A 26,023-nucleotide genomic window follows, 5' to 3' on the forward strand; every position below is an offset into this window, starting at 1 on the left:
GACCATTTATATGGAAAGCACGCATTTTTCTGATGTGAGTTGAACAGGAAATAGCTTAGATCCACGCACGCCCCTTGCTCGGGCACGCGGGATGGCTTGGATCGAGGGACGACTTTCCTCTTCTTCCAGCAACGAGCAGACTAACCGCAACCGGCCCATTTTAGTTATCCGCCGTCACCGCTTCACGGCTGATCGGCTTAAAAGTTGCCGTAAATTTACGAGGTTGGAACGGCGGAAATTCTGGAACATGTCGACAGTCTGCCGTATAAAAAATTAACCGGGCCACCTGTTCTATTCATAATTCGATTCTCGTAATTTGCAATCGATCAGGTGGAGGCTACATAGCTTTCTACATTCGAAACAGAGGAATTCTCATGTCGGTCATCAAGAGCTTCGCCGTGGGGCACGGCGACATGTTCTACATTAGGCATGGTAGTGACAACTTCTCGATAATTGACTGCAATCTGAACGACGAGAACGCGGATCGGATCATCGAGGAGCTAAAGGCGCAGTCGGCTGACAAGGGCATCAGCCGCTTTATCTGCACGCACCCGGACCAAGACCACTTTGGCGGGATCGAACGGCTCGATGACGCGATGCCGATCATCAATTTCTACTGCGTCAAGAACCAGGCTATCAAGGATCCCGAGACTGAATCCTTCAAGCGCTACTGCAAACTGCGGGACGCCGATAAGGCCTTCCACATATCCAAGGGCTGCACTCGGAAGTGGATGAACAAGGAAGGCGACGGCCGAGGCTCAGCCGGTATCAACATCCTCTGGCCGGACACAGAAAACGAGCACTTTAAGGAAGCTCTAGCTTCGTGTGATGCCGGCGAGAGCCTCAACAACACATCGGCGGTCATCCGTTACAGCCTGAATGGTGGCGCCAGCTTCATGTGGCTCGGTGACTTGGAAACCGATTTTATGGAGAACATCACCGACTCGATTAATCTGCAAAAAACCACCGTCGTGGTAGCGGCTCACCACGGTCGCGATTCCGGGAAGATTCCGAACAGCTGGTTGGAGAAGCTGGACCCTCAGTTCATCATCATCGGCGAGGCACCGTCGCGGCACCTCAACTACTACACCGGCTACAACATTTTTACGCAAAACAAGGCGGGCGATCTCACCTTTGATCTCGTGGACGACAAGGTACACGTCTACGCCTCAAAGGAGGGCTACTCGCACAAGAAGCTCACCGATGAGGGGCACTCGGCCTTCGAGGGGTATGTAGGCAGTTTCACCGTCGAGACCGAGTACACCCTATGAAAGACTGGTTCCCGCTCACCAGTTATGAGTTCTACGCCTATCTCACTTCCGGAATGGTTGTGCTGGCTGCGGCTGACCGCGCTTTAATGGGTTCAACGCTTGCAAGCCACACGGATTGGAAAGTTGTCATCGTGGTGTTTTGGGCGGCGATAGCGTACCTCATCGGCCACATTGTCGCGATCCCCTCCTCAGCCATCTTTGAGCACTTGATCGCCAATCGCGTGCTGCGTGAACCCTCAGCGATCATCCTCGGCCTTCAGCCTCAACGCCTTCGGGAGCGTTGCTTTGGGACCTTCGTCGGCGCTCGAGAGTACGAGCCTTTCCCTCCGGATTATCGCGCGGAGATCGTCACTAAACTGGCGCGAGCGCTTAACGTTACGGAGCCGAGCATTCAGGCGGACGCCGCTTTTCAGTGCGCCTTTAGTCCCGCGCGGTCGATTCCAGACTCGGCTTCTAGGATGGACAGCTTCCTTAATCAGTACGGTTTATGCCGCAATGTATCCTTTGCCAGCCTGATAGCCACCGTGCTCCTCACGATCCTAGCGTGTCGTACCGGTGACCGGATTGACGTTCTGCTCGCGGTCTGTGCTGGAGTGCTCGCGCTCGGCCTATTCATCCGGTTCATCAAGTTCTACGCGGCATACACTCGCGAGGTATACCGGGGCTTCAATAAGGCATGTTAGTCAACGTCTCGCGGGGCGGTAACGCAGCGTAGCTCGTGATACAGTTGTAGTGATCTTCCTGGCCCGCGAGTTCGCATTCTTTGAAGCGACTGTGTGTGGGGGACGTCTGCTACCCGAACTGTCTGACCAACAGCGGACAGGCGGCTAACGGCCATTCGCGGCACATAAACGAAGTTTGAGCCGGTTGGTCGACGCCCTGCGATCGCTAACTCGTCGGAATAGAGAAGCGAGCGCTGTTCGTATAATAGGATACGACCGGCTTTCCTTCCGCATCCAGCGCCGGCTGGAAACGTGCGCGCGCCATGATCTTCTTGCACACTGCGTCGTCAAAATCCTTTGGCCGGGTCGATAGCTGGATATGACAGCTTTTCGGCATTCCGCGATCATCGACGACCAAGCGGAAATGCACCAGCCCTTGATAGCCCAGAGATCTCATCCTCGGCGGATAGTCGCTGCTCCTCATCCACTCCCGGGGATCGCTGGCCGGGATCACGCGACGCGACAAGGTCTTGTCAGCCTTGGGGTCAATGCCCCAAGCATTAAGCAGATCATCGTTGCAGGCCGTCAGCGCCTGTTCCGGAGCTAACATCGAACCGGTTTCCAATATAATTGGCCGCTTTCCGGAAATGCGCACTTCGAGAAAGCGGATCGCCGAGTAAAGCGCGGGATCGATCAGCTTTGATTCGCGAGGCGTTCCATCATCTTCCAAGGCTGCCTCGACAGGGTTATAGCCCGTAATCCAGAGGCTACCTCCGACGACGAGCGCTGCTTTTCCATTGTCGAGCGTGCCGGGTGCAAACCGCTTCTCGAATTCGGCATCGTGCGGGCCAAAGCGAAGCATGACTTTGCGAACGTCGCTGCGCACATCCACCGGACGGCCGACAAGCGTCATGTTAACCTTGGGACCCGGTCTGAATCGGTCGAGAACGAGGACAACTTCTTCTTCGCCGGTACCAAATGAACGCGCTAGCCGACAGCTATCGTCAGCATAGTTCACGTGCCAGTTCGATGATGGCGCCAAGCGGAGCGGTTCTGCTGCGATTGCAACCGGCGTGAGAATGAAGGCCGCCAGCCATCCGGTTACTGTCGAGAAGCGCAGCATGATAGGACCCCGTCGGGAATTTGTCGCCCAAAGTTGAGCACGCGAGCTAGCTAACAGTAAGTCGGTATTTTCGCTATTCTTTACTGCGGTATATGGCATTTTTAGCGTGAGGCTTCCCGCAGCAGCGAGGCGGCTTGGCCGGGGGCTGCGACAGGAAGCGCGCCTTGTCCACTTTTCAAAGCTGCGACTGAAAGCGGCCTGACAGCAATCCGGACATCTGCGTCCAAATCGACCATTTGGTGCCTGCGTCCGTTGCTCATCTTGTCCTTGGTTAGGGGCTTGAGCTCACGGTCCAGACTATGTATTGGGCCCCTCGTCAATCCCGGCGTCGTTCCTGAACTGGAAAGGAGAGAATCATGCGAGCAGCATCCGTCCGCAACGCTACATTTTTCGAATTCCAGAATAGTCAGGGACAAATTGCATGGGCAATTTCCTATCGGGCGACCTTGCTCGCCTGAACCGATCGCGCGGCCTTCCTGCCGCTGACCTTCTTACGTTTTACCTTACGGTCCAGTCTTTCCTCGATTTCGGGGAGACGCACCATGCGGTCTGACATGTTTAAAGTCATCGTCGAGCGTCCGCGTTGGGGCGCTGGCCACGCTCCTCCGGTCAAACTGAAGAGAGATCGAGATCCGAACTGCAAATTCATCGGGCTGAAAAAGCACGCGAAGTGCGAAGCCGCCTATACCAAGTCGCTCAATGAGAATCTTCAGCCGCTCGTCCGATTCCTGCGAAGCAGGCGGGGCGCTCGTTGGGATGATGTGTTCAGCGAAATTTGTGCGCAGCTTGACACCGGCAGCACTGTGAAAATGCATGTCAGGCTGCACCTGGACGACATCGTCGCAACCCGAGTGTCCGTCGGGCGGCATGGCGAATGGATGTTTCAAGGCGAAGTGCTGGGTCGGCCTCGCCGCTGGTCTCGCCGCCGTGATTTCTTTGTCGATCCACGCGACGGCATCCTCAAGGATTGGGCCGATCTACCGAAGGAAATAGCGGCTGGCTGCGACGGGAACGGGGGTGTCGCATGACAGAAGCTGCGATCAGGATCATTTCATCGGACATCGGCCGGATGGACCCGCTCGCGCTCGATCAGCTTGCGCAGACTGCGCGGCTACCGGGCATTTCCCGTATTGTCGGTTTGCCCGATCTGCATGCTGGCCGGGGAATTGCTGTCGGCGCGGCCTTTTGGTCGCCCGACATGATATTTCCCCACCTTGTCGGAAGCGACATCGGCTGCGGAATGGGGTTGTGGGAGACTGAGCAGCCCGCGCGTAAGTTTAAGCTCGATGCAGTCGAGCGGAAGCTTCGGGGGCTGGACGAGCCGTGGGACGGTGATGTGGCCAATGCGCTGTCTCGGGCAGGTCTGCATTCGGAACAGGGCGGCGGCGCCCTCGGCACGATCGGCGGCGGCAACCATTTCGCCGAATTCCAGCGCATTGAACAGATTGTCGACAAGGAGCGGTTCGAAGCATTGGGCTTTCGCGCCGACGCAATCTGGTTGATGGTCCATAGTGGCTCGCGTGGCCTCGGTCAGGCGGTTCTGGACAAATGGATGCGCCGCAAACTGGTTGCGGCGGCGGCGGCAAGCGAAGAAGGAGCGGACTACCTCGTGGCGCACGATCATGCGATTGGTTGGGCGACGCTCAACCGCGAGATCATAGCGCGGCGCTTCTGCGAAAAGCTCGGCTTGGACGCCCGGCGGCGCCTCGACATCTGCCACAACAGCGTCACGCCGCACAAGGGCGGCTGGCTTCATCGTAAAGGAGCCGCGCCAGCCGATAAGGGATTGGTGGTCATTCCGGGATCGCGCGGTGATTTCAGCTATCTGGTCGAACCTGTGACCGAGGAAGGCGAACAGGCTCTATTCTCGCTCGCGCATGGCGCTGGTCGAAAATGGAGCCGCAACGATGCCCACGGCAGGTTGTCTAAGCGATTTCGCCCGGCTGAACTCGAGAGAACGGCTCTTGGAGGACGGGTGATTTGCGAAGATCGCCGCCTGATTTTCGAAGAAGCACCTGAAGCCTACAAGGATATTGGCGTGGTCATCCACGACCTCAAGGATGCGGGGCTAGTCCGCGTCATCGCAAGTTTGCGCCCGCTACTTAGCTACAAAACGAGGCGCGCATGACGGAAATCATCCTGCACCTTTCTTCCGGCCAAGGACCAGAGGAGTGCCGTTGGGAAATTGCGCAGCTTGCGCGCATCTATTCCAAGGAGGCAGCGAGCATGGGCTGCGACTGCGAATTGCTCGAACCGGCGGTGGCCGATCCTGCATCGCTGCTGCTGCGCATTACCGGCCCCAATGCTCAGCAATTCTCTGCCCAAAGAAGCGGAACCATATTGTGGACGGGAACGAGCCCGTTTCGGCCCAATCACAAAAGGCGCAACTGGTTTGTGGGTTCGACATTGATCCCGCCGATCGAGGAGATCGGCGAGTTACGGGAAGAAGATGTTCGCTATCAGTCGATGCGTGCGTCAGGCCCGGGCGGGCAGCATGTAAATAAAACGGATAGCGCCATCCGGGCGACGCATGTGCCGACCGGGCTTGTCACAACCGTGCAGGACCAACGGTCACAACACGCCAACCGAAAGCTCGCCCGCATCAAGCTTGCGCTGATGTTGATCGAGCGCCGGGACGATGAGAAGCGAAATGCCCGGAAGGAAGGATGGGATCGCAATCGGCAACTTGAGCGCGGTAATCCGGTCAGGACCTACGTCGGTTCAGACTTCAAGCTCAAACGATCGAAATGACGTAAACGGGATGTCAGCTTACTCGGTCTCCTGGCCGAAAGCTGTCATTCCGCTTTCGGCCATCAATGATGTGAACCCTTCCGCCCTAGATCCTCGAGCACCGCGTCCCAGAAGGCGATCTCTTGCTCGTTGCCGCGGGTCTGCGCCCAGCGGACCTGCCGCGCGACGCGAAGCTCGGCCTCCTTGCCGTGCAACAACTTCAGCTGCGCCGAACAGGCTCGAACGCTCTGACCGGAAAAGGGCATAGCCGATCTCCCATATTCTCCTGCAATTCGTCACAAGGGTGAGGGCGGCGGTTCGTCCCGCCGCCCTCCGATCGTCAGAAGTCCATCGTCGGCATCGGCGCGGCCTTCTCTTCCTTCGGCAGCTCGGCGACGAGCGCTTCGGTGGTGATCAGCAGCGAGGCGACCGACGCCGCATCCTGCAGCGCGGTGCGCACGACCTTCGCGGGGTCGATCACGCCGGCTTTTACAAGGTCTTCATATTTCCCGGTCGCGGCATTGAAGCCCCAGCCATACTCCTCGCTCTCGAGCAGCTTGCCGACGATCCACGCGCCGTCCTCGCCGGCATTGTCGGCGATCTGGCGCGCCGGTGCGCGGAGCGCGCGGCGGACGATGTCGATGCCCGACTGCTGGTCGTCGTTCGCCGCCTTCAAGCCATCGAGCGCCTTCAGCGAGCGGAGCAGCGCTATGCCGCCGCCTGGAAGAATACCTTCTTCGACCGCCGCGCGCGTCGCGTGCAGCGCGTCGTCGACGCGATCCTTGCGCTCCTTCACCTCGACCTCGGTCGCGCCGCCGACGCGGATCACCGCGACGCCGCCGGCAAGCTTGGCAAGCCGCTCCTGCAGCTTTTCGCGGTCGTAATCGCTTGTGGTCGTCTCGATCTGCTGGCGGATCTGCGCGACCCGGCCATCGATATCGGATTTCGAGCCGACGCCGTCGACGATCGTCGTATTGTCCTTGTCGATGACGACCTTCTTGGCGCGTCCGAGCATGTTGATCGTGACGCTCTCGAGCTTGATGCCGAGTTCCTCGCTCACGACATTGCCGCCGGTAAGCACCGCGATATCCTCGAGCATCGCCTTGCGGCGGTCGCCGAAGCCCGGCGCCTTGACGGCCGCGACCTTGAGACCGCCGCGGAGACGATTGACGACGAGCGTCGCGAGCGCGTCACCCTCGACATCCTCGGCGATGATGAGCAGCGGCCGACCCGACTGGACGACGCTTTCGAGCAGCGGGAGCATCGCCTGCAGGTTCGAGAGCTTCTTCTCGTGGATAAGGATGTAAGGATCGTCGAGCTCGACCTTCAGCTTCTCGGCATTGGTGATGAAATAGGGGCTCAAGTAACCGCGGTCGAACTGCATGCCTTCGACAGTTTCGAGCTCAGTCGCGAGGCTCTTGGCTTCCTCGACGGTGATCACGCCCTCGTTGCCGACCGTCTCCATCGCCTCGGCGAGGATCTTGCCGACCTCTTCGTCGCCGTTCGCCGAGATCGTCGCGACCTGTGCGATCTCGCTGTTCGCCTCGACCGACTTGGCGTGGACCTTGAGATCCTCGACGACGGTGTTCACAGCGAGATCGATGCCGCGCTTGACGTCCATCGGGTTCATGCCCGCGGCGACCGCCTTCGAGCCTTCGCGGACGATCGCCTGCGCGAGCACGGTCGCGGTCGTCGTGCCGTCGCCGGCCTTGTCGTTCTGCTTCGACGCGACCTCGCGCAGCATCTGCGCGCCCATATTCTCGAACTTGTCGGCAAGCTCGATTTCCTTGGCGACGGTGACGCCGTCCTTGGTGATGCGCGGCGCGCCGAAGCTTTTCTCGATCACGACGTTGCGGCCCTTGGGCCCCAGCGTGACCTTCACTGCATTCGCAAGCGTATCCACGCCGCGCAGCATGCGATCACGCGCGTCCGACGCAAATTTCACTTCCTTGGCAGCCATTTCGATACCTCCTTTTCATATTCCTTTCAGGTTGCTGGATGATGTGGCCTTACGCGGCCTTCTTGAGGGCTTCGGTCTGTTCGATCACGCCGAGGATGTCGCTCTCCTTCATGATGAGCAAATCCTCGCCGTCGATGCGCACCTCGGTGCCCGACCATTTGCCGAACAGGACGCGGTCGCCGGCCTGAACGTCGAGCGCGGTGACCGTGCCGTCCTCGGCGCGGGCACCCGGACCGACGGCGACGACTTCGCCCTCCTGCGGCTTTTCCTTGGCGGCGTCGGGGATGATGATGCCGCCCGAGGTCTTCTCCTCGGCTTCGATGCGGCGGACGACCACACGGTCGTGCAAGGGACGGAAATGCATGCATAACCTCCATGTTGCATAACGATATGATAAACCGGCGCGCCTGTCCGGGACGCGCGGCGCCGATGAGCTAGGAAGCGGATTTTTTCGCTTCAAGAGGGTCGGCGAAAATTTTTCGATGGCAGCTCGCGCAAGAAACTAATGCCCCTTATCAACGACCTGACACCTCTTGACTCGACTCGCTTCGCTCCCAAAATCTGTTCCCGCGGCACCTCGCCGCACGACGAGAAAGGAATGGCGACAAGGAAGGAGGCACGATCATGTCCGAGCCATTTTCCCGTTTTCTTCATCCCTTCGACGTGGCGCGTCACCCGAGCCTTGAGCCCGAGGTCAAGCGCGCCCTCCTTGCATCCTGGGCCTCGGACCGCGCCGCGGTCCGCAACAAGCCCGCGCTCCGCAAGCCGCCCGGCGCGAAACGCGCCGTTCCGGTTGACGATGTGCTGGCGGCGCTTCGGACGCTCGATCAGGGCGGCCAGGAGCGCCCCGCTGCCCCATGAGCGATCCCGCGCTGGCCCGGCTATTGCAGGGCTATGGCCTGACCACGGCCGAAATCCATTATTACCGGCCCGATCATCCGTCGCTGCTGCAACTGTTCGTCTGGCAGGAATATGATCTCGCGCCCGACTTTCCGGTGCTGTTCGATTTTCTCGACCACTGGCGGCGCGAGATCGAGGCCGCGCTCCACTCGGTCCGGATCGCGCACGAGCGGCTGATCCGACCGACGGAGTGGCGCGCGGTCGATGGCGTCATCCCGATCCAGTGAGCGGCACGGCGGCGCGCCACGAAACGCGCCGCGCGTCGCCGTCATTTTCTGCCACCCATTGCTCCAGAAGCGGATATCGTCCGCAGCAAAGAGCATGCGGTCCTGTCGGCCAGCAGCATAGCGGCGGGGCCTCGACCGGCGGGAGCATTGGTACGCGCGGCAGCTCCGGTGGCGCATAGCGGCGCTCGAAGGCTATGCCGATCCGCCGGCAATAGGCTTCCGCGAATTCCCGGTTGGCGAAACGCAATTCGATCGTCCCAAGCGGATCGCCGCCGCCGGTCCAGCCGGTCAGCGGATCGGCCGACGATCCCCATCGCGGTGCAAAGCGCACGCGCCAGCGGTTGCGGTGCGCGCGGCCCGATGTGGCCGGGCTCGGGGGAACGGGTTCGACGATCGCAACCGCATCATCGGGCAAGGCGCCGAACGTTGCACGTCGCATGCGATTGTCGTTGGCGACCGGCCCGGGATGGATATCCCGGGCCGCGCCGTCAGGCCGCCTTGCCATTGACGGGGATGCGGCGCACATTCTGCTTCGCCGCCTCCGTCTTGGGAAGCGTGACAGCGAGCACGCCATTCCTGAACGTGGCGTTCGCGTGCTCGCGGTCGATGCCCTGCGGCAGACCGATCCTCCGCTCGAAGCGGCCATAGCTCCGCTCCGAATAGCCGCGATCCTTGTCCTCGATCTCGGCGCGCTTCTCGCCGCGGAGGGCCAGCACGCCTTCCTCGACGCTGATCTCGACGTCCTTTTCATCGAGACCGGGCAGCTCGGCGGTGACGCGGATCTCTTTGTCGGTCTCGCTGAACTCGACATGCGGCCAGCCGCCATTGCGACCGAGACCGCCGAAGGCCGGAACGCCGAAACCGCGCAAGACATCGTCGAAGAGCCGGTTCACCTCACGGTGAAGCGACAGCAGCGGATGCGCGTCATATTCCGGGTCGCGCTCCGGGCTGACCGGAACAGGGAGCCGGTTTTCCTGCCGGCTCCAGGGAATGAGATCACGAAGTGCCATGATGATCATCTCCTTTCTGGCTGAATGGGAATGGCCGACCGGCCCGCCCGGAACGGGCGGCGCCGGAGGGCCGTTCATTTGTGCGGGATCAGGCGGATTCGGTCGCCTTCTCCTTGCGCGATTCGATCTGCCCGGGCGCGGATGTGCCGCCGCCGATCGCAATCTTGCGCGGTTTCATCGCCTCGGGGACGACGCGCTTCAGCGCGATCGAAAGCAGACCGTTGTCGAAGCCCGCCTCGCCGACCTCGATGAAATCGGCCAGCTGGAAGCGCCGTTCGAAGTCGCGCGCGGCGATACCGCGATGCAGATACCGGCCCTTGCCGTCCTCCTCGGCGCGTTTGCCGGTGACGGTGAGCTGATTCTGCTGCGCGATCACCTCGATCTCGTCGGGGCGGAAACCGGCGACCGCGAGTGTGATCCGGTAGCTGTCCTCGCCGTCCCTGACGATGTCGAAGGGCGGGTAGCCGTCGGATGCGTCGCCGCGCGTGCCGGTCTCGAGCAGGTCGAAAAGACGGTCGAAGCCGACCGTGGAACGCCGATAGGGCGTGAAGTCGAAGTTGCTTCTCATTTCCAAATCCTCCTTCTCGAAGCAATTCGGGCATGAGATGCGCCGGTAGCGAAGAGCCGACGCTCTCCATGTCCAACCGGACCCGAGCCTGGCGTCCGGCAAGAAAAAACTAGGAACCCCTAATCTGGATTCAAGGGCCTCTGATCACGGCTGCTTTCACCGGATTTTGTCCCAGAAAGCGGCCAGTCTCCAACCGGCCACAAGCGAATGCGGGGTCGGCATGGAGCCGACCCCGTTGCGAAGATCGTTCAGCGCAGCGCTGCCAATACCGCTTCGGCGAGTGGTTCGCTCGAGGCCGGATTCTGGCCCGTGAGGAGATTGCCGTCGCGCACGACATAGGCGCCCCAGTTCGGACCCTTCTCATAGCGCGCGCCGGACTTGCGCAGAGTGTCGGCGAGCAGCCAGGGGGCGTTGTCGGCGGTGCCCAGCTCGACCTCTTCCTCGTCGCTGAACGAGGTCATCGCACGTCCGGCGAACGGCCAGCTTCCATCGGGCCCGCGCGTGGCGAGCAGAGCTGCCTGGCCATGACAGACCGGCGCAATGAGGATGCCAGCCCGATCGGCTTCGAGAAGGATGCGGCCCATGTCGGGATCCTTGTACAGGTCCTCGACGGGACCATGCCCGCCGGGGATGACGATGGCATCATAGTGGCGGCCGTCGACGTCGGCGAGGACGAGGGGGGTCGCCAGCCTTTCGGCAATCGCGTCGAGATAGCTGCGGAAGTGATCGACGTTCGCTTGGCCAACCACATCCGGGTTCATGCTGTGCTGATCGATCGTCGGCGCAACGCCGCCGGGCGTCGCAATGTCGACGGTGCAGCCCTCGGCAATGAACTTCTCGTCCATGACGACAAATTCTTCGGCCCAGACGCCGCTTTCATATTTCGAGCCGTCTGCGCGGGTCCAGGTATCCGCGGCAGACAGGACAATCAGGATCTTGGTCATCGCTTTTCTCCAACAAATTTTGCGTTGAGATGCTTGGCTCCCGTGAGCTCCATGCCGGGAGGAGTCGCATCATCCGCGACGAACGACCGGGCAGGCGCGCAGGACCTCGCCGTACGAAGCACGCTCCGCACGCTTATGCCTGCTTGGATGATTGCCGTTGGTCAGACCTTTGAGGCAGGTCCTTATCGTCTCGGTAGGCACCAAATACGCCTTGGAGCTCGGGACTACAAAGACTTTGCATCTTGGGCTTCCATGCCTAGAAAGCATGGTAAGATGGAACTGCGTCACCTTCGCTACTTCGTCGCCGTGGCGGAGACCGGTAGCCTTACCGAGGCGGCGGAGACGCGCCTTCACACATCGCAGCCGTCGCTCAGCCGTCAGTTGCGGGACCTGGAGGCTGAGGTCGGCACACCGCTCTTTGTCCGCGGCTCGCGCGGCGTCGTGCTCACCCCTGCAGGGAAGGCATTCCTCGATCATGCCCGCCTTGCGCTTGCTCAGGCGCGCGAGGCGGTTTCAGCTGCACGGCGTACCGCCCGGCCCGCAAAGGCCAGCTTTGCCGTGGGTTTTCTTACGGGACATGAGGTGGAGTGGCTGCGCCACATCACGAGCGTGCTAAGCGATGAGCTGCGGACGACCGATTTTCGGGTCACGAGCGACTTCTCTCCCGCGATCGGCGCCGCGGTGCAGAGCGGTGACATCGACCTCGGCTTCTCGCGTATCGAGCCGCAGCCTGATGTGACCTACAAAATCATCGCGCACGAACCGATCGTGGTGATCTTGCCCCGCGAACATGCGCTGGCTTCCCGAGCCGAGATCGATCCGCGCGAGATCGATCCCCTATCTTTTGTCGGTTATTCCGACACCCCGCATGTGCTGCGCGGGATTGTCGAGCGCTATTTCGAAGATCGCGGGCTGACCATGGCGCCCAGCCATTTCCTCGATGGCTATGCGACCGGGATTTCTCTCGTTGCTTCGACCAGAGGGGTCACCCTGCTGCCCGCGTATGTGGAAGCCTTGCTTCCTGCCTCCTTGGTCAGCCGACCTCTTACCGGGAATGGACCGGTGATCGAAGTCGCGGCCGGCTATCGCGCCGACAACCCGTCACCCGTCTTGGCTGCTTTCCTCCGGAACATCGACCGGCTGGTCTCCGCACGTGCGGCAGGCGTGGATGGTGGCTCAGACGTTTGAGTGGGGCGGGAGTGGTGACGGCTTTCCATGCTCTGGCGCTGAAAGCGGAACGGCCGCTACCGGCCAAACGGTCGGGCTTTCATTTTGGTGAGGCTTAGACCGAACCCATGCCAATCGAGACCACCAGTGGTTCCGACCGGCCTCAAGGAATGGAGGTCGCTCTAACGGGCGACCTCGACTAGGTTAGCGCCCTCCTCGCGCTCGGTCACTCTGAAACCCACCCCAAGAAAGCGCTCGATTAGGCTGGCAGCCGTTCGCGTGTGCTCACTGATTTTGACCGTCGTGAACGCGCCGCCCCGAGCAAGAGCCATCGGCAGCAAGAGCTGGTCCTGAAGATAAGGACCAGCGAAGGCGCCCGACGCGATATAGCCCGACATGCGCTTCGCCGCCGTCGTCGCAAGTCGCTCCGCCAGCACGCCGAGCTTGCCGAAGCCCGACATCAACTCGGTCACATGTTCAAAGTCAGCCTCGATCAGGAGCGCATTCCCCGGTCCCTGATCGGCGGGGAGTTGTCGCACCACGAAGGCTTCCTCGGGCCATTCTGCGAGCACCTTCTGTGCTGCCTTAAGCTCGCGATCTGCGACGTCGAATGGGATGCCAGCGACAATCGCGGTTACTTGCGCCGGTCCGGCGGCGCCGCGCTCGACGCATGTGATCGCACGAAGCGGTGCAGGCTCGATGTCTATTTCGATGCGGCCACCACCACGCGGGAAGAAGCCGTACCGAACCAGCTTTGCCGTAATGGTCGGACCCATGCGGTTGATGACAGGGAGAAGCGTTCGCTCGATAAAATCGAACGGAGGCGCCGCCAGGGCATGGGTGCCGCCCTCGATCACGAGATGCGAGGGCGCATTCGCGAGCATCAGCGGCACCATGATCGTCTGGAGCACGAGGCCCGTGCTGCCTGCCGTGCCGACGGCAAAATGATAGTCGCCGGGTGTGACGGCGCCAGGCCGAAAGCTGATGCTGGTCGAGCTCACCGCGAGCCCCGAGCATTCTGCGTTGCCGATTACGCACGCGGCTTCGATTGCAGTCACATGCTGACGCATCAGCCCCGGCTTTTCACGTCCCCCGCGAATATTCTCGATTGTGAAGGGCTCGCCAGTGAGAAGCGACAGCGCGCAAGCGTAGCGCAGCACCTGTCCTCCGCCTTCGCCTTCGGAGCCGTCGATGGTGATCATTATTCTTCTTCTACCAAATCCAGAAACAGCGCGTTCGCCTCGGCTGCGAATGCCTCGCCCGGCGGACGCGCGGGCACTTCGCCGGCACGCACCAGTTCGTCGGCGATCAAAGCGTCGATTTCGGGCACGCGCGCGATCGGTCCCGCCTCTCGCGTGGCCGCCTTCATCGCCACCAGGCGCTCGATCTCCTCGGTGGCCGACGACGACAGATCGGCTTTGGCCATCAACCGCTGCAGCCGCATCGGCGGCCGGCGCGACGGGTCGCGCCGCAACACGCGGATCGCTAGCGCCGGGCGCAGCGCATAGAAATAGCGCTTCACCGCAACCTCGCTCTCATCCTGTAGCCAGCGTGTGACCGAGGTCAGCCCAAGCTTCGCATAGTGCAGCGCAAAGCCGTTGGGATCGAAGTGGCGATCGATGAGTTCGGCCATCCGTGCGATCAGCGGATGCGCGTTGCGATAGTGGATCGGCGATTCGACCCATTCGGATAGAACCGAATTGTTGCGCAACATTAGCCCCAGCGCCTTGCGGATATCCCAGCCGTTGAGGTCAATCTCGTCGACGATCGGTCGCTCGATCACATCGCGTACCTGGCTCAGCGCCAGATAGTCGCGACGCCGCCGCACGTAGAGGAAGCGCACATCATAGTCGCTGTCGGGCGACGGGAAGCCCCACGCCCGGGACCCCGATTCAATCGTGAGCAATAGGCGCACGCCATCCTCCGCCTCGATGGCGGACAGGCGGGCTTCGATTTCGTGCCGCACGGCGCATTCGATACTCGTCATGGTCCATCTACTACTTATAAAATCCGGTCGACCAGGGCATCCACCAGAAATACCAAGGCTTTATCCTGTGATCGTCGGACGGCCTTATGCCGAAATCGCCGTTCCCGACCTCCACATCGGTAATGGCAGCGCGCAAATCGCGAACCTGCTTGTTGCCAAAGGTCAGGATTAACCGGTCGCCATCCTCTTCCATCGCCATCTCGCCTGCATCGGGTCGAAAGGCGACGCGCATCGAGGCGAAGCCATCCGGCTTAGGTTCGCCATAGTTGGGAACCGCCGAAATCTCCGGCGTCAAACGTCCGAGCCGCATCGTCCGATGGCAGGCTTCGCCGCCCGCCATCCGGTCGATGAGGTTGCGGATCGAGCGGCACCCCGCCGGATCGCCGGTGAGATGCCACTCGCCCGCATGCTTGTTTCGCTTCGGATAGCGCCAGACGAAGATGTCGCCGTCCTGTCGCCACTCGGCCACCCAATCGCGCATCAGAGCCCCCGATGGCGGCGTGAAGGATTACCCCTTCACGCAAACCACCTGCTTTAACGTATGGACGATCTCGACGAGGTCGGCCTGCGCCGCCATCACCGCCTCGATCGGCTTGTAGGCCTTGGGCGTCTCATCGATGACGCCTTCGTCCTTGCGGCATTCGACCCCCGCGGTGTCGGCGATATGCTCGTCGAGGGTGACAAGCTTTTTCGCCGCAGTGCGGCTCATGACGCGGCCCGCGCCATGGCTGCAGCTGTCGAACGACTCCGGGTTTCCGAGGCCGCGCACAATGAACGATTTCGCGCCCATCGATCCCGGGATGATCCCCATAGTGCCCTTCGCCGCGCGCACCGCCCCCTTGCGGGTGACGAGCACATTCTCGCCGAAGTGGTTCTCGCGCGTCACATAATTGTGATGGCAGTTCACCGCTTCGGCCTCGGCTTCAAAGGGCTTGGCGATCTCCTGGCGCAGCGCGGCGATGACGTGCGCCATCATCATACGCCGGTTCAGCGCCGCGAAGTCCTGCGCCCAGCCCACCGCCTCGACATAGTCGTCGAAATGGTCGGTCCCTTCCGGGAAATAGGCGAGATCCTCATCGGGCAGGTTGATGAACCACTTGCGCATGTCCTTCTTCGCCAGTTCGATGAAGTAGGTGCCGATCGCATTACCGACGCCGCGCGAGCCCGAATGGAGCATCACCCACACCCGCGCATCCTGGTCGAGGCACAGCTCAATGAAATGGTTGCCCGTCCCGAGCGTCCCCAGATGGGTGAGGTTGTTGGTGTTCTTCAGCCGCGGATGCTTGGCGACGATATGCCCAAACCGTTCGGCGAGCGTCGCCCAAGCGTCTACAATTGCCGCCGGCGGATCGCCCCACGAGCCTCTGTCACGCTTCGAGCGCCCGACCGAGCGGCCGTGCGGAACCGCCGCCTCGATCGCGCTGCGGATGCCCTCCAGATTGTCGGGCAGATCATGCGCCATCAGCGTCGTGCGCGCCGCCATCATGCCGCAGCCAATGTCGACGCCGACGGCGGCCGGGATTACCGCGCCCTTGGTCGGGATCACCGATCCGACCGTGGCGCCGATGCCGACATGGACGTCGGGCATCGCTGCGACATGCTTGAACACGAACGGCATTTGCGCCGCCTTGGTCAGCTGCGCGCGCGCCATGTCCTCCACGGGCACGCCGCGCGTCCACATCTTGACCGGGCGTCCGCCCTCGACATTCAGCACTTCGTAAGTCGTCTCGGTCATCGCTGACCTCCTTCTGTTCATCTTCATGGTGCCGGCGACGAGGCGTGGCGAGACATTTTTTCTGAGCTACTCCGGCACGCCGGGGGCGGATTTGAACCGCCGTCCTTCCGCGGTGAAGCGGACGCTCTAACCCTGTAGTCCCGCCGGCATTCGCCGACTGTTTCGGGGGGCTGGCAACGAGTTTATGGCGAGACATCCGGATTTCTCCGGTGCGGAGTCGAACCGCGGGCCTTTCGGCCTGACCGATGTAGTCCCACCGGCATTTGCCAGCATGAAGTGGGCGCCGGCGGCGAGGAAAAGGACGAGACTGCCCAAAGGGCCATCGTGACAGGATGTAGTCCCGCCCGGCATCCGCCGGCGTTTGACAGTCTCGCAGCGGCGAGAGTTGGTGAGACGGCGGTCCTTAAGCTACGTTCCAGCGGCGGGATTCGAACCCGCATCTCCCAGAAACCTTCAAGCATCTGGGCGCTTTACTCGTCGGACCTTGTTGAGGGATGTAGTCCCACCGGCATCCGCTGCAATTCTGCAAAAACTCGAGGCATCACGGCGACGAGGGGTTGGAAAGACGTTCCTGCTCTACCACTGAGCTACGGGTCCATTGAGGAACCCGGCGGGATTCGAACCCGCGACCTGGCGATTAACAGTCGATGTAGTCCTTCCGGCATTCGCCGTGACGCTTTCTTTCATACCTCCGTTTCGTTGACGATCTCGACCCAGTCGCGCGTTTCGCCGGCGGCGAAACGTGCCATTGCCTCGAAGACCGCGTCGGTGAAGCCACCGACATTCATGATGTCCTTCCGGTCCTTCGCCTGCGTGGAGCCATAGGGCTGGATGTCGATGCAGATCAGCTTCGCGCCCGGGTTCCGGGCCCTCAGCTTGTTCCACTCGTTCATCGTTGCCGTGGCGCCGCGCCGGGTCGGATCGATCCAGCTCTCATTGTCGGACACGATCACCACCGTATCGACTTTCGCGCGTTCGCGGTTTAGCCGAGCGAGCGGAGCCGAGACGTTGGTGCCGCCGCCGCCAATCGCCGCCAGCCGTGCCGCGTTAACCGCGACGCGCGCCTTGGGATCGAGCGCCATGTCGACGACGTCGACATCGAACGGCATCACCCGCGCCGACCGATTGGTGCGCAGCACCGCCGCCGCGACGAGCGCCGCGATGTCGATGCAGCGGACCGCCGAGGTCGCACCCTTGCGGTATCCGGTCGCCGCCCAGCTCATCGAGCCCGAGACGTCCGGACAGACCACGACCTTGCCCGCCAGCACCGGAACCGCCCTGAGCGACAGTTCGAGCACCTCTTCGAGCGCGGCCTGAACCGCAAGCGGAACCGCGTCGCCGACCTGACCCATCGCGACCATCAGCTGATACGGCGCCGGGCGGACCCGGGCGATCGTATCGGCATCGGACAGTCGCGCCGCGACCTTCTCGGTCACCCCCTTCACGTCGAACGCGCCGTTACGCGCCAGCGTGTTCAGGTTCATGCGCAGCGCCTGCCAGCCGATGCGGCCGGAAAGCTCTGCCCACTGACCGGCGGTCAGCGGAAAGGCGGTCAGCCATTCGAACGGCACCGGGGGCAACGACCCTGCGGGGTCGCGCTTCCAGACTTCGAACGCTGCGATTTCCACCGGCAGCGCCGCGACATCATAAGGCTTGCCAATCAGCCAGCCATAGAAGGCGCGGCGTTCGGCCGAAGCCGGCGCCGGGTGGACCATACGGACGATGTCGGCGAGGCTGGGGTCGTTGCCCGTTGCCGCGGTCATCAGCTGCGGCATTGAGGCCTTCTCCAGCCACTCGCGGACCAGCCGCTTCGGACGCGAACCGAGCGAACGGCGGCCGACCTGGCCCGAGCGCATGATCTGCACGAAGTTGCGCAGCATGCGGCCATTGTCGATCACGCGGCCGAAGACCCGCACCGCAAGGTCGGGGTCGGCGACGGTCAGATAGGCGGCGAGCAACGCCGGCATATCCTTCATCGCGCCCGACTTGCGAGCATAGACCGCAACCTTGGCTACGAAATCGGAAGGCGCCGCCTGCGCAGCCGTCAGAATGTCCGCGAGCTGCGCGTCGGCGCCCGAATAAAAGCCGTCCGACAACGTGCCCGTTGCGGCAAGCTGCGCGAGCTTCGCTTCGGCGCCATAGGCATAGGCAGCACCGCCGGCGTCGTTCACCGCGTCGGTCTGCGGCAGGAAGCGCGCGAGGGCGCTCGAGAAAAGCGACTTGTTGGCCATCGTCCAACTCCAAAATCATCAGAACCTTTTGGGGCGGCCGGCCCATTCCGGCCGCCCCTCTGTTCCGCGCTGCCGGGTGACGTGATCCCCGACGCAGATAGCTTTGCAGGAGGTGTGCCAAATGCGCGTCATCGATCGGGCAGATAGTCATCTTACTGATATAAGACGATAATTCATCTTCCTGCGGAATACACACGATCGTCGCATGTTGGAAAGTGCGAGATAATAGTATCGCTGATTATATTTCTATATAAATTGAGATCATGAAACCCCTCACCGTTATCGGCTTTCTCGGCTCAACCCTCGATGCCGCCAAGTTCGGACCTTCGCGCTGGAACAAATGGCGGCCGACGGTCAGCATCTGCATGCAGGAAGATCTGCGGGTCGATCGCTTCGTGCTGCTGCACGGCACCTACCACCGCCGCCTCGCCGACTATGTCGCTGAAGACATCCGCGACGTGTCGCCCGAAACCGAAGTGACCCCACATCTACTCGACTTCGATGACCCGTGGGATTTTGAAGAGGTTTATGGAAAGCTGCTCGATTTCGCGCGAAGTTTCCCATTCGATCCCGACAATCAAGATTATCTGATCCACATCACGACGGGGACGCACGTCGCGCAGATCTGCCTCTTCCTGTTGACCGAAGCGCGTTACCTGCCCGGCAAGCTGCTCCAGACCCAGCCGCAGCGGGGGGCGCCGCAGCCCGTGGGCACCTGGAGCGCTATCGATCTCGATCTGTCGCGATACGACAGCATCGCGACGCGCTTTGCCGAAGCGAGCGCGGAAAGTGCGAGCTTCCTCAAAAACGGGATCGAGACGCGCAACGCCGCCTTCAACCGCATGATCGACGAAATCGAGCAGGTCGCGGTGCGCAGCCGCGCCCCGATCCTCCTGATGGGACCCACCGGCGCGGGAAAGAGTCAGCTTGCGCGCAAAATCTATGAGCTCAAGAAACTGCGTCATCAGATCGGCGGCGCCTTTGTCGAGGTCAACTGCGCGACCCTCAAGGGCGACAGCGCAATGTCGGCGCTGTTCGGGCATCGCAAGGGCGCCTTCACCGGCGCGGTCCAGGATCGGCCAGGCTTGCTCAAGACGGCAGACAAAGGTGTCCTCTTTCTCGACGAGATCGGCGAGCTCGGTCTCGACGAGCAAGCGATGATCCTGCGGGCGATCGAAGACGGCCGCTTTCTCCCGGTAGGCGCCGATAAAGAAACCGCGAGCGATTTTCAGCTGATCGCCGGCACCAATCGCGACCTCGTGGACGAAGTCGCGACGGGCCGGTTCCGCGAGGACCTGTTCGCCCGCCTCAACCTCTGGACGTTCTGCCTTCCGGGTCTTGCCGAGCGCCGCGAAGATATCGCCCCCAACCTCGACTATGAGCTCGAGCGCTTTGCCGAGCGCGAAGGGACGCGGGTGACGTTCAACAAGGAAGCGCGCGATCGCTATCTGCGCTTCGCCGAAGATCCCGGTTCCCGCTGGCGCGGCAATTTCCGTGATCTCGCCGCCAGCATCACGCGCATGGCAACGCTCAGCCCCACGGGGCGCATCGACGTCGATACCGTAGCCTTTGAGACAACGCGGCTTCGCTCGCTCTGGTCGGGCGAGAAGAATGCGGGCGATGCACTCGAAGGCCTGTTATCGATGGATCAACTCGCGCAAATCGATCCGTTCGACCGGGTTCAACTCGCTTATGTCGTCGGGGTCTGCCAAAGCTGCAGCAGCCTGTCTGCCGCGGGGCGGCAATTATTCGCAGCCTCGCGGGAGCAGCGCCGGTCTACAAACGACGCGGATCGGCTGCGCAAATATCTGGCACGTTTTGAGCTCGACTGGGCCAGCATAACCGGGAAGTAGAGACATGGTACGCCGCCGAAAGCATGGTCAACGAGATATCGACCGACGCAACTGGGGAATGTCCGCCATCCGAAGCTTCGCCCGCAAAGCGGCCTGACCGCTTCCGGCCAGAATTGGCCCAGATTTGGCCGCCGACTTCAGTCCGGACGACAGAAGCTAATTCGCTTGTGTATTATGTGGGCAATACGGCATAGGTGACCGTCTCGTGAATAGTAGCAGGCGCAGCGGCATGACGACACTTCGCAAGCTTATCTTATCTCTGACAGCCGCATCGTTGACGATGCCTGTTGCCGCAGCGGAAAAGCCGAATAAAATCCTCATCATCGCGTCGAACGTTCGCGATGCGGGAGATATGGACAAGACGGATGCGCGCAACAATCTTTGGGAAGTCGCGCCGCCCTATCACATGTTCGTGATGCACGGATTCGAAGTGGACTTTGTGTCTCCGCAGGGCGGGAAGCTTCCCTTTTCGCTGGACGTGGACGATGTCGATCCACCTGGGATGATCGCATACACGATCAAGTTCGAGCGGTTCCGCGAGAAGGCCGATAGTTCGCTGCGGCCGGACCAGGTGGATGCGGATGCCTATGCAGCGGCGTTTATCGGGGGCGGATTCGGCCCGCTGTTCGACGTCGCAAGCGATCCGGAAATTCTAGGCTTGATGCGCGAGATTTACGAACAGGGCGGCGTGCTTGGCGCCTGCGGTCATGGGCCGGGGAGCTTTTCGAACGTTAGGCTTTCGAACGCGACCTACATGGTCTCGGGCAAGCGCATCACCGGCTTTCCGAACAGCAGCGAGGAAAACAGCAAGCGCTCGAAGGCCGGTGCGGTTCTTCCCTTTCGCGTCGAAGATGGCTTGCGGGCAAGGGGAGCCTTGTTCCAGTCCAAAGCGGACTTGGCCGACAAGCATGACGTCGTGACCGACCAGAGGTTGGTGACGACGATGTTTTTGCCATCCTGCGCCATCGCCGCCAAGACAATGATCGACCAACTCGGCGCGGCGCCGATCCCGCATGGTTCCGGGCGCTGAAAGCGGCGGGCGGTTTCTTGAACGCTAAGGAACCCCGACTCGAGATCGATCGTCGGCTATTCCTTGGGGGTGCCGGCACACTTGGAACTCTGCTGGCGCTGCCGAGGACATTTGCGAAGGCGGCAGTTTCGGAGAGGAGGCAGGAGCGGCACAGTGTCTGGGTCGATGCCCAGGGTGTGATCGACGGTTTTGAGCCCGGCGTTTCGGACCAATATGTTCTGGGCGAGCGTCTCGCTGCCGCGCTAGGGGAGCGTCATCTCGATGCCATGAGCATCACCATCGGGACTGTCGGAAACGGTCCTGATCGCCTTCGCCTTGCGCTCGATGATCTGGCGCGTATCGATCGCCTCGTTGCGGCTTATCCCTCGCTCCTGAGCAAAATCGAAGGCGCAGCCGACATCAAGGCTGCGCGTCGCGGAGGCCGCCTCGGTCTGATCTATAATTTCCAGGATACATCGCCCCTCGAAGGGGATGCCGGGAATGTCGCCAAGTTTGCGGCGCGGGGTATTCGCGTCATGCAACTCACATATAACCGGCGCAATCTTGCGGGAGACGGCTGCCTCGAGGTCGCGGACGCGGGCCTGACGGAATTTGGACGCGATGTAATCGGCGCGATGGAGGAAGCGCGCGTGTTGCTCGATCTCAGCCACGGCGGGCCGCGCACGATCGCGGAAGCGATTGAAGCGAGTCGGCAGCCGATGGCGATCACGCACAGCGCCTGCCGCGACCTTGTCGATTGGCCCCGCAACACATGGGATATCGAGATGCGCGCCCTCGCGGATAAGGGCGGCGTCTTTGGCGTGTTTCTGATGCCATTCCTGCGACATCGCGGGCAGCCAGGGCCCGACGACTTCTATCGTCACCTTGATCACGCCGTGAATATCTGCGGCGAGGACCATGTCGCCATAGGGACAGATAATCCTTTGCTCGGCTATGAGATCGACGACACGTCGCGGCGACAACATCGCGAGAATCACGAGGCGCGGGTGGCACGAGGCATTGCGGCGCCGGGAGAGCAGCCGGATGTCCTGCTCTACGTCGAAGGCTATAATGGAGCCGACCGTTTCGAGAGGATCGCGGCCGATCTCAGACGGCGTGGCTGGACCTCCAACCGCATCGACAAAATCCTTGGACGTAATTTCGCACGTTTGCTGGGCGAAGTGTGGCGCGATTGATGGGGAAAATGTCCGCTTGCCTTGGTTTCGTTCCGAAACCGGCCAGTCATCAGCCGGCCAGTCCCAGCGGTTAAGGCCTTCGACTTTCATCCGGCCTAACGCTTGCCAAGGTACCAGTTCACCCTGTTTTGATAGGTGCCGCCGACAGTTTCTCCCTCATGATTCTTTCCCGGTCGAAAGCGGGCGCGGGCTTTGACCAGCCGACATGTCTGCTCATCGAGATCGGCGTGACCGCTGGACGAAACGATTTCACAACCGGTTGGCTTGCCGTTTTTCCCGTAGCGGACGAGAAATTCGGTCGTTCCTTCGCGCCTCTCTTTTTTGGCGAGTGGAGGATAATCGAGCGACGTTGCCCAAGTAGCTGGGTGAGTTTTGAATGTGCCCGGTCGCGCCCTACTTTTTTCCGCGCTGGATTCCGATGCCGGATTTACGGCAGAAAGAGCGAGGACCATCATGGCGACTAGCATTGGCAACTCCTAAAATTGCTTGGGCCAGCGCCGCACCTCCGGAAGTCACCGGAGCATCGGAATCGGCCAAGCTTCACAGAGATTGAAAGGCGGTCAATGCTGAGGCTCGATGCCGTAGCCTGCATAAGTCTTGTCGATCTGGCCGTTCTGAAGACGGGCGAGCGAAAGGTCAGCGGTCGCCCCCAGCTTGTCATCGCCGCGACCGCGGATGATCCCGCGCATGAAAAGCGAGCCGGGCTCGCCCGGACTCAGTTTCAGCGCCGCATCCAGATCGGAGCGCGCCTCATCAAGACGGCCGAGCCTGAAGTAGATCACTGCCCTGCTGTCAAGCACCGCGGCCGAATTTTGGCTAAGCTCGACCGCGCGGGTGCAATCCTTGAGCGCAACGTCGAGTTGAATATTTCGCGTCCCGCGCAGCCAGCACAAGGCGTTGAGCAGGCTAGAATCGCCGGGCTGCTCGGCGAGCGCTTCGGCAAGTATCGCCGCGCCTTCCTCTGCACGATCCGCTTTGCCGAGCGTCTCGGCCTTCAGGCCCAACCAGTCGCGCTTGTCTTTGGCGCTTGCCATCTGCTCGTCGATCACGGTGAGCGCGTCGTCGGTGCGGCCCAGTTCGACGAGCAAGCCAGCTTTCTGCCACTGCGCGCCCTCCGAGCCAGGGTCGAGTGCCAGTGCTTCCCCGACATCCGCAAGCGCGGCTTCATAATCGCCCAGCATGGCTTTAAGCCACGCGCGATACAGATAGCTGGCGGTCGTTGGCTCGCGCGCTATCGCCGCGTCATAATCGGCCATCGCCGCCTTGTAATCAAAGATGCCGCTGTTGAAGGCCGCACGGTTCAAGTAATTATTCGCCTCGTCGGGATCGTCGTCGATCGCCTTTTGATAGGCTGCAAGGATCGGGACGAGACGTTTGGTCTTACGTGCATCAGCGATTTCCTCGACGCGAGTGGGATAGCCTGCGGGGGCGCGCATTCGGAATTCGCTCTTTTTTATCGCTGCCGCTTCGGCGCGTGCGGTAGGAAGCGCGCTGGCGGGCAGTTCGATCCCTTTCGTCCAAAGGCTTTCTATGTCTTCGAGCCGGTTGCCGCTAAGCCGCGCATCGCGTTTCAGGACGAAGCCCGCGATCTCACGCTCCGTCTGTGCGGGCCCCTCGGCCACAAATGCCACGCCCTTCGGCAGCGTCAGCCCGAACCGATACTCCATCAAATATGGGTTGCCTGTCGCGACAGGGATGTCGCGCCAGGCGGCGCGGGCCCGGTCGATCTCGACCTTGAAATCGTCCGCCAGCCCTTCGATCGCGAGGTAAGGCCTTTCCTCGCTGCGATTCCAGGGCAGGTTGCCAATGCCTTCGGCATGGATCGTGGCCAGGCCGTTTTTCTCATCGATCTCGATCGAGCGGCTATAGATCACGCCATTATTGACGAACTTGCCAAGCGCGCTCTGCGCGAAGTCGCGAAGCTGGTCGGGCTTGGCCTGCGCCTTCAGTGACGTGAGAGGCGCCGCCATCGCTCCACGAAGCGTGAAGGTCAGGTCGAACAGCGGCGGAAAGGCGGTGCCTGCCGACTGGTCATATTCGATCGCAATCGCCATCTGCGGGCGAGCGGGGCGCCGCGCCGGCAGCGCGGCGATATCGTGCCCTTCAGGCGTCAGCGGCAGAACGAAGCCGAATGGCGGCACATCGGCCAGATCTTCGATATGCGTACCGGCCGTCGTACCGTCGAGCCAATAATCGGTCCCATCGATCCTGGCTTCGACGATAACATGATCAAAAGCGCCGAGCGTCGGCATGCGGTCGCGTAACAGGTCCCCGAGCGTCGAATGGACGAGCGCCGGGCGCGCCTCGATGCCCAGCCGATCGAGCATGGCGAGCAGCAGCAGCGTTTTGGCCTTGCAGTCGCCATAGCGCAGCGACCAGGTCGCTTCCGGCGTTTGCGGCACGTAATTGCCGTTTTCCATACCCCGATAGAGGTAGCGGATTTCGTTCTGCACGACTCGCAGGGCAGCGTCCGCGCGCGCCTTAGGGTCGGCGGTCGCCGCGGCGATCCGGTCGATCTCGGCCGCTAGCGCACCGCCATCCCGGATCGTGCCCGCGGTGGCATAGACCGGCGCAATGGTCCGCGACAGGTCGGTCCAGGACGCGAAGGTCGAAAGTTCGATTCCCGGGGTGCGGCGGAAGCGGAGCGGTGCGTCTTGGGGCATCTCGTCTTGTTTGACCAGCGGATAGGACTGGGTGAGGACATGATAGCCGTCCTTGTCACTCTCCGTCGGAGCGATGCCCTTGCCGAACGATTTCCATTTGATCGGCAAATCCTTCGGCCACAATATCCGTACCGAGCCTGACCTGATGGGCGCGGGATCGGCAGCGAGGTCGAGCAGTGCTTCACCATTGCCCTTGAGTACGGTCGAGCGCTCGACGAGCGTCGTCGAAAAGCGCACCGTATCGCCAACGCGCAAATCCTCGATCGGCGCAGTCGCCGTCAATCGACCGTCAATGGCGCGTTCCTCGAAATCCTTCTCGCGCTGCAGCACGTTCAGTTTCAGGCCCTGCGCGAGGAGGTCGATCGGCTTGCCGTCGCGGATGATCGCGATGCTATGGATGATCAAATCATCCCTGTCAGGCTGCCACTCGAACGTCATGTCACTCCAGTTGCGCAGTATTTCGGCAGACTGGATACGAAAAGCACTGTCCGTAAAGGTCGATCGCTTGTCGCCTTCGATCAGTACCTGCTGATCGGCGAGCAGCCATGGCCGCGCGTCCGAACTTTCCGCCAGAGGCGTTTTGTGCGGCACAACCCAAGCACCTGGCGGTGCATAGATCGGCGCCTCGGCCGCCACCGCTGGCACTGCACACGACATCGCCGTAGCGGCGAGATAAATCCCGTATCGCAAGATGTTCGCTCCCCCTGCAGGAGCTCTAGTCAAAAGTCGCCGGGGCAGCAATGTGCGATAGCGAGTACATGGCATTTATTGAGAACCCCGGTTTTTA

The 26,023-nt window shown here is 61.5% G+C and carries 26 protein-coding genes; 11 read left to right on the plus strand and 15 right to left on the minus strand.

Annotation, left to right across the window (positions count from 1 at the left end; all coding sequences use genetic code 11):
- The first annotated feature begins 374 nt into the window (after positions 1-374).
- A complete protein-coding gene (locus OVY29_RS16770; RefSeq protein ID WP_313911741.1) occupies positions 375-1,271 on the plus strand; it encodes a hypothetical protein in 897 nt (298 codons plus the stop codon).
- Positions 1,268-1,954: a hypothetical protein gene (locus tag OVY29_RS16775; protein ID WP_313911742.1), complete on the plus strand. Its 687-nt coding sequence runs from the start codon at positions 1,268-1,270 to the stop codon at positions 1,952-1,954. Before OVY29_RS16770 ends, OVY29_RS16775 begins: the two co-directional genes overlap by 4 nt.
- 205 nt (positions 1,955-2,159) lie before the next feature.
- On the opposite strand, the gene OVY29_RS16780 is transcribed toward OVY29_RS16775, so the two are convergent.
- Positions 2,160-3,056: an energy transducer TonB gene (locus tag OVY29_RS16780; protein ID WP_313911743.1), complete on the minus strand. Its 897-nt coding sequence runs from the start codon at positions 3,054-3,056 to the stop codon at positions 2,160-2,162.
- Between the two features lie 542 nt (positions 3,057-3,598).
- Here OVY29_RS16780 and OVY29_RS16785 point away from each other — a divergent pair.
- The 3 genes from OVY29_RS16785 to prfH are packed head-to-tail and all read left to right on the plus strand — an operon-like array spanning position 3,599 to position 5,807.
- Complete coding sequence (locus tag OVY29_RS16785) at positions 3,599-4,084, plus strand: hypothetical protein (RefSeq protein WP_313911744.1); 486 nt, start codon at positions 3,599-3,601, stop codon at positions 4,082-4,084.
- Positions 4,081-5,184: an RNA ligase RtcB family protein gene (locus OVY29_RS16790; protein WP_313911745.1), complete on the plus strand. Its 1,104-nt coding sequence runs from the start codon at positions 4,081-4,083 to the stop codon at positions 5,182-5,184. The genes OVY29_RS16785 and OVY29_RS16790 overlap by 4 nt, the downstream gene beginning before the upstream one ends.
- Positions 5,181-5,807 (plus strand): peptide chain release factor H, encoded by a 627-nt coding sequence (prfH, locus tag OVY29_RS16795; protein ID WP_313911746.1) that lies wholly within the window; start codon positions 5,181-5,183, stop codon positions 5,805-5,807. The genes OVY29_RS16790 and prfH overlap by 4 nt, the downstream gene beginning before the upstream one ends.
- 62 nt (positions 5,808-5,869) lie before the next feature.
- Here prfH and OVY29_RS16800 read toward each other — a convergent pair whose 3' ends face one another.
- The 3 genes from OVY29_RS16800 to groES all read right to left on the minus strand — a co-directional run bounded on the left by OVY29_RS16800 (position 5,870) and on the right by groES (position 8,110).
- Complete coding sequence (locus OVY29_RS16800; protein WP_313911747.1) at positions 5,870-6,052, minus strand: hypothetical protein; 183 nt, start codon at positions 6,050-6,052, stop codon at positions 5,870-5,872.
- Positions 6,053-6,126: 74 nt separating this feature from the next.
- A complete protein-coding gene (gene groL / locus OVY29_RS16805) occupies positions 6,127-7,746 on the minus strand; it encodes a chaperonin GroEL (RefSeq protein ID WP_313911748.1) in 1,620 nt (539 codons plus the stop codon).
- A gap of 49 nt (positions 7,747-7,795) precedes the next feature.
- On the minus strand, positions 7,796-8,110 hold the full coding sequence (groES, locus tag OVY29_RS16810) for a co-chaperone GroES (protein ID WP_313911749.1): 315 nt from the start codon (positions 8,108-8,110) through the stop codon (positions 7,796-7,798).
- Positions 8,111-8,370: 260 nt separating this feature from the next.
- Here groES and OVY29_RS16815 point away from each other — a divergent pair, with 260 nt between their 5' ends.
- Positions 8,371-8,607 carry a hypothetical protein gene (locus OVY29_RS16815; protein ID WP_313911750.1) on the plus strand — a complete coding sequence of 79 codons (237 nt, stop codon included), beginning with the start codon at positions 8,371-8,373 and terminating at the stop codon, positions 8,605-8,607.
- Positions 8,604-8,873, plus strand: coding sequence for an usg protein (locus OVY29_RS16820; protein WP_313911751.1), 270 nt, complete (start codon positions 8,604-8,606; stop codon positions 8,871-8,873). The genes OVY29_RS16815 and OVY29_RS16820 overlap by 4 nt, the downstream gene beginning before the upstream one ends.
- On the opposite strand, the gene OVY29_RS16825 is transcribed toward OVY29_RS16820, so the two are convergent.
- From OVY29_RS16825 to OVY29_RS16840, 4 genes are all read right to left on the minus strand, one after another.
- Positions 8,857-9,312 (minus strand): NADH dehydrogenase ubiquinone Fe-S protein 4, encoded by a 456-nt coding sequence (locus OVY29_RS16825; protein WP_313911752.1) that lies wholly within the window; start codon positions 9,310-9,312, stop codon positions 8,857-8,859. The genes OVY29_RS16820 and OVY29_RS16825 overlap by 17 nt on opposite strands.
- 49 nt (positions 9,313-9,361) lie before the next feature.
- Positions 9,362-9,883 carry an Hsp20/alpha crystallin family protein gene (locus OVY29_RS16830; RefSeq protein ID WP_313911753.1) on the minus strand — a complete coding sequence of 174 codons (522 nt, stop codon included), beginning with the start codon at positions 9,881-9,883 and terminating at the stop codon, positions 9,362-9,364.
- A gap of 88 nt (positions 9,884-9,971) precedes the next feature.
- On the minus strand, positions 9,972-10,451 hold the full coding sequence (locus OVY29_RS16835; RefSeq protein ID WP_313911754.1) for an Hsp20 family protein: 480 nt from the start codon (positions 10,449-10,451) through the stop codon (positions 9,972-9,974).
- Between the two features lie 248 nt (positions 10,452-10,699).
- Positions 10,700-11,395, minus strand: a complete 696-nt coding sequence (locus OVY29_RS16840) for a type 1 glutamine amidotransferase domain-containing protein (protein ID WP_313911755.1) — start codon at positions 11,393-11,395, stop codon at positions 10,700-10,702.
- A gap of 273 nt (positions 11,396-11,668) precedes the next feature.
- Here OVY29_RS16840 and OVY29_RS16845 point away from each other — a divergent pair, with 273 nt between their 5' ends.
- Positions 11,669-12,583 carry a LysR substrate-binding domain-containing protein gene (locus OVY29_RS16845; protein ID WP_313911756.1) on the plus strand — a complete coding sequence of 305 codons (915 nt, stop codon included), beginning with the start codon at positions 11,669-11,671 and terminating at the stop codon, positions 12,581-12,583.
- A 161-nt stretch (positions 12,584-12,744) separates the two neighbouring features.
- Here OVY29_RS16845 and rtcA read toward each other — a convergent pair whose 3' ends face one another.
- From rtcA to OVY29_RS16870, 5 genes are all read right to left on the minus strand, one after another.
- Entirely contained in the window at positions 12,745-13,764 is a 1,020-nt protein-coding gene (gene rtcA, locus OVY29_RS16850) for an RNA 3'-terminal phosphate cyclase (RefSeq protein WP_313911757.1), read from the minus strand.
- Positions 13,764-14,549, minus strand: coding sequence for a nucleotidyltransferase domain-containing protein (locus OVY29_RS16855; RefSeq protein ID WP_313911758.1), 786 nt, complete (start codon positions 14,547-14,549; stop codon positions 13,764-13,766). The genes rtcA and OVY29_RS16855 overlap by 1 nt, the downstream gene beginning before the upstream one ends.
- Positions 14,550-14,559: 10 nt before the next feature.
- On the minus strand, positions 14,560-15,030 hold the full coding sequence (locus OVY29_RS16860; protein ID WP_313911759.1) for a hypothetical protein: 471 nt from the start codon (positions 15,028-15,030) through the stop codon (positions 14,560-14,562).
- A 27-nt stretch (positions 15,031-15,057) separates the two neighbouring features.
- Positions 15,058-16,284 carry an RtcB family protein gene (locus OVY29_RS16865; protein ID WP_313911760.1) on the minus strand — a complete coding sequence of 409 codons (1,227 nt, stop codon included), beginning with the start codon at positions 16,282-16,284 and terminating at the stop codon, positions 15,058-15,060.
- 683 nt (positions 16,285-16,967) lie between these two features.
- Entirely contained in the window at positions 16,968-18,515 is a 1,548-nt protein-coding gene (locus OVY29_RS16870) for an RNA-binding protein (protein ID WP_313911761.1), read from the minus strand.
- Between the two features lie 263 nt (positions 18,516-18,778).
- Between OVY29_RS16870 and rtcR the strand changes: the two genes are divergently transcribed.
- The 3 genes from rtcR (at position 18,779) to OVY29_RS24735 (ending at position 22,573) form a co-directional block, all read left to right on the plus strand.
- On the plus strand, positions 18,779-20,368 hold the full coding sequence (gene rtcR / locus OVY29_RS16875) for an RNA repair transcriptional activator RtcR (RefSeq protein ID WP_313911762.1): 1,590 nt from the start codon (positions 18,779-18,781) through the stop codon (positions 20,366-20,368).
- Between the two features lie 229 nt (positions 20,369-20,597).
- Complete coding sequence (locus OVY29_RS16880) at positions 20,598-21,398, plus strand: type 1 glutamine amidotransferase domain-containing protein (RefSeq protein ID WP_313911763.1); 801 nt, start codon at positions 20,598-20,600, stop codon at positions 21,396-21,398.
- A 266-nt stretch (positions 21,399-21,664) separates the two neighbouring features.
- Positions 21,665-22,573, plus strand: coding sequence for a dipeptidase (locus OVY29_RS24735; protein WP_409581489.1), 909 nt, complete (start codon positions 21,665-21,667; stop codon positions 22,571-22,573).
- A 95-nt stretch (positions 22,574-22,668) separates the two neighbouring features.
- Here OVY29_RS24735 and OVY29_RS16890 read toward each other — a convergent pair whose 3' ends face one another.
- Together OVY29_RS16890 and OVY29_RS16895 are read right to left on the minus strand one after the other, a co-directional pair.
- The gene (locus tag OVY29_RS16890) at positions 22,669-23,040 is read right to left on the minus strand and encodes an energy transducer TonB (RefSeq protein WP_313911765.1); all 372 of its coding nucleotides are present in this window, start codon (positions 23,038-23,040) and stop codon (positions 22,669-22,671) included.
- A gap of 93 nt (positions 23,041-23,133) precedes the next feature.
- Complete coding sequence (locus OVY29_RS16895) at positions 23,134-25,926, minus strand: DUF3857 domain-containing protein (RefSeq protein WP_313911766.1); 2,793 nt, start codon at positions 25,924-25,926, stop codon at positions 23,134-23,136.
- Between the last annotated feature and the right edge of the window lie 97 nt (positions 25,927-26,023).

The organism is Sphingopyxis sp. SE2, from assembly GCF_032227185.1.
In the GTDB taxonomy this organism is placed as follows: domain Bacteria; phylum Pseudomonadota; class Alphaproteobacteria; order Sphingomonadales; family Sphingomonadaceae; genus Sphingopyxis.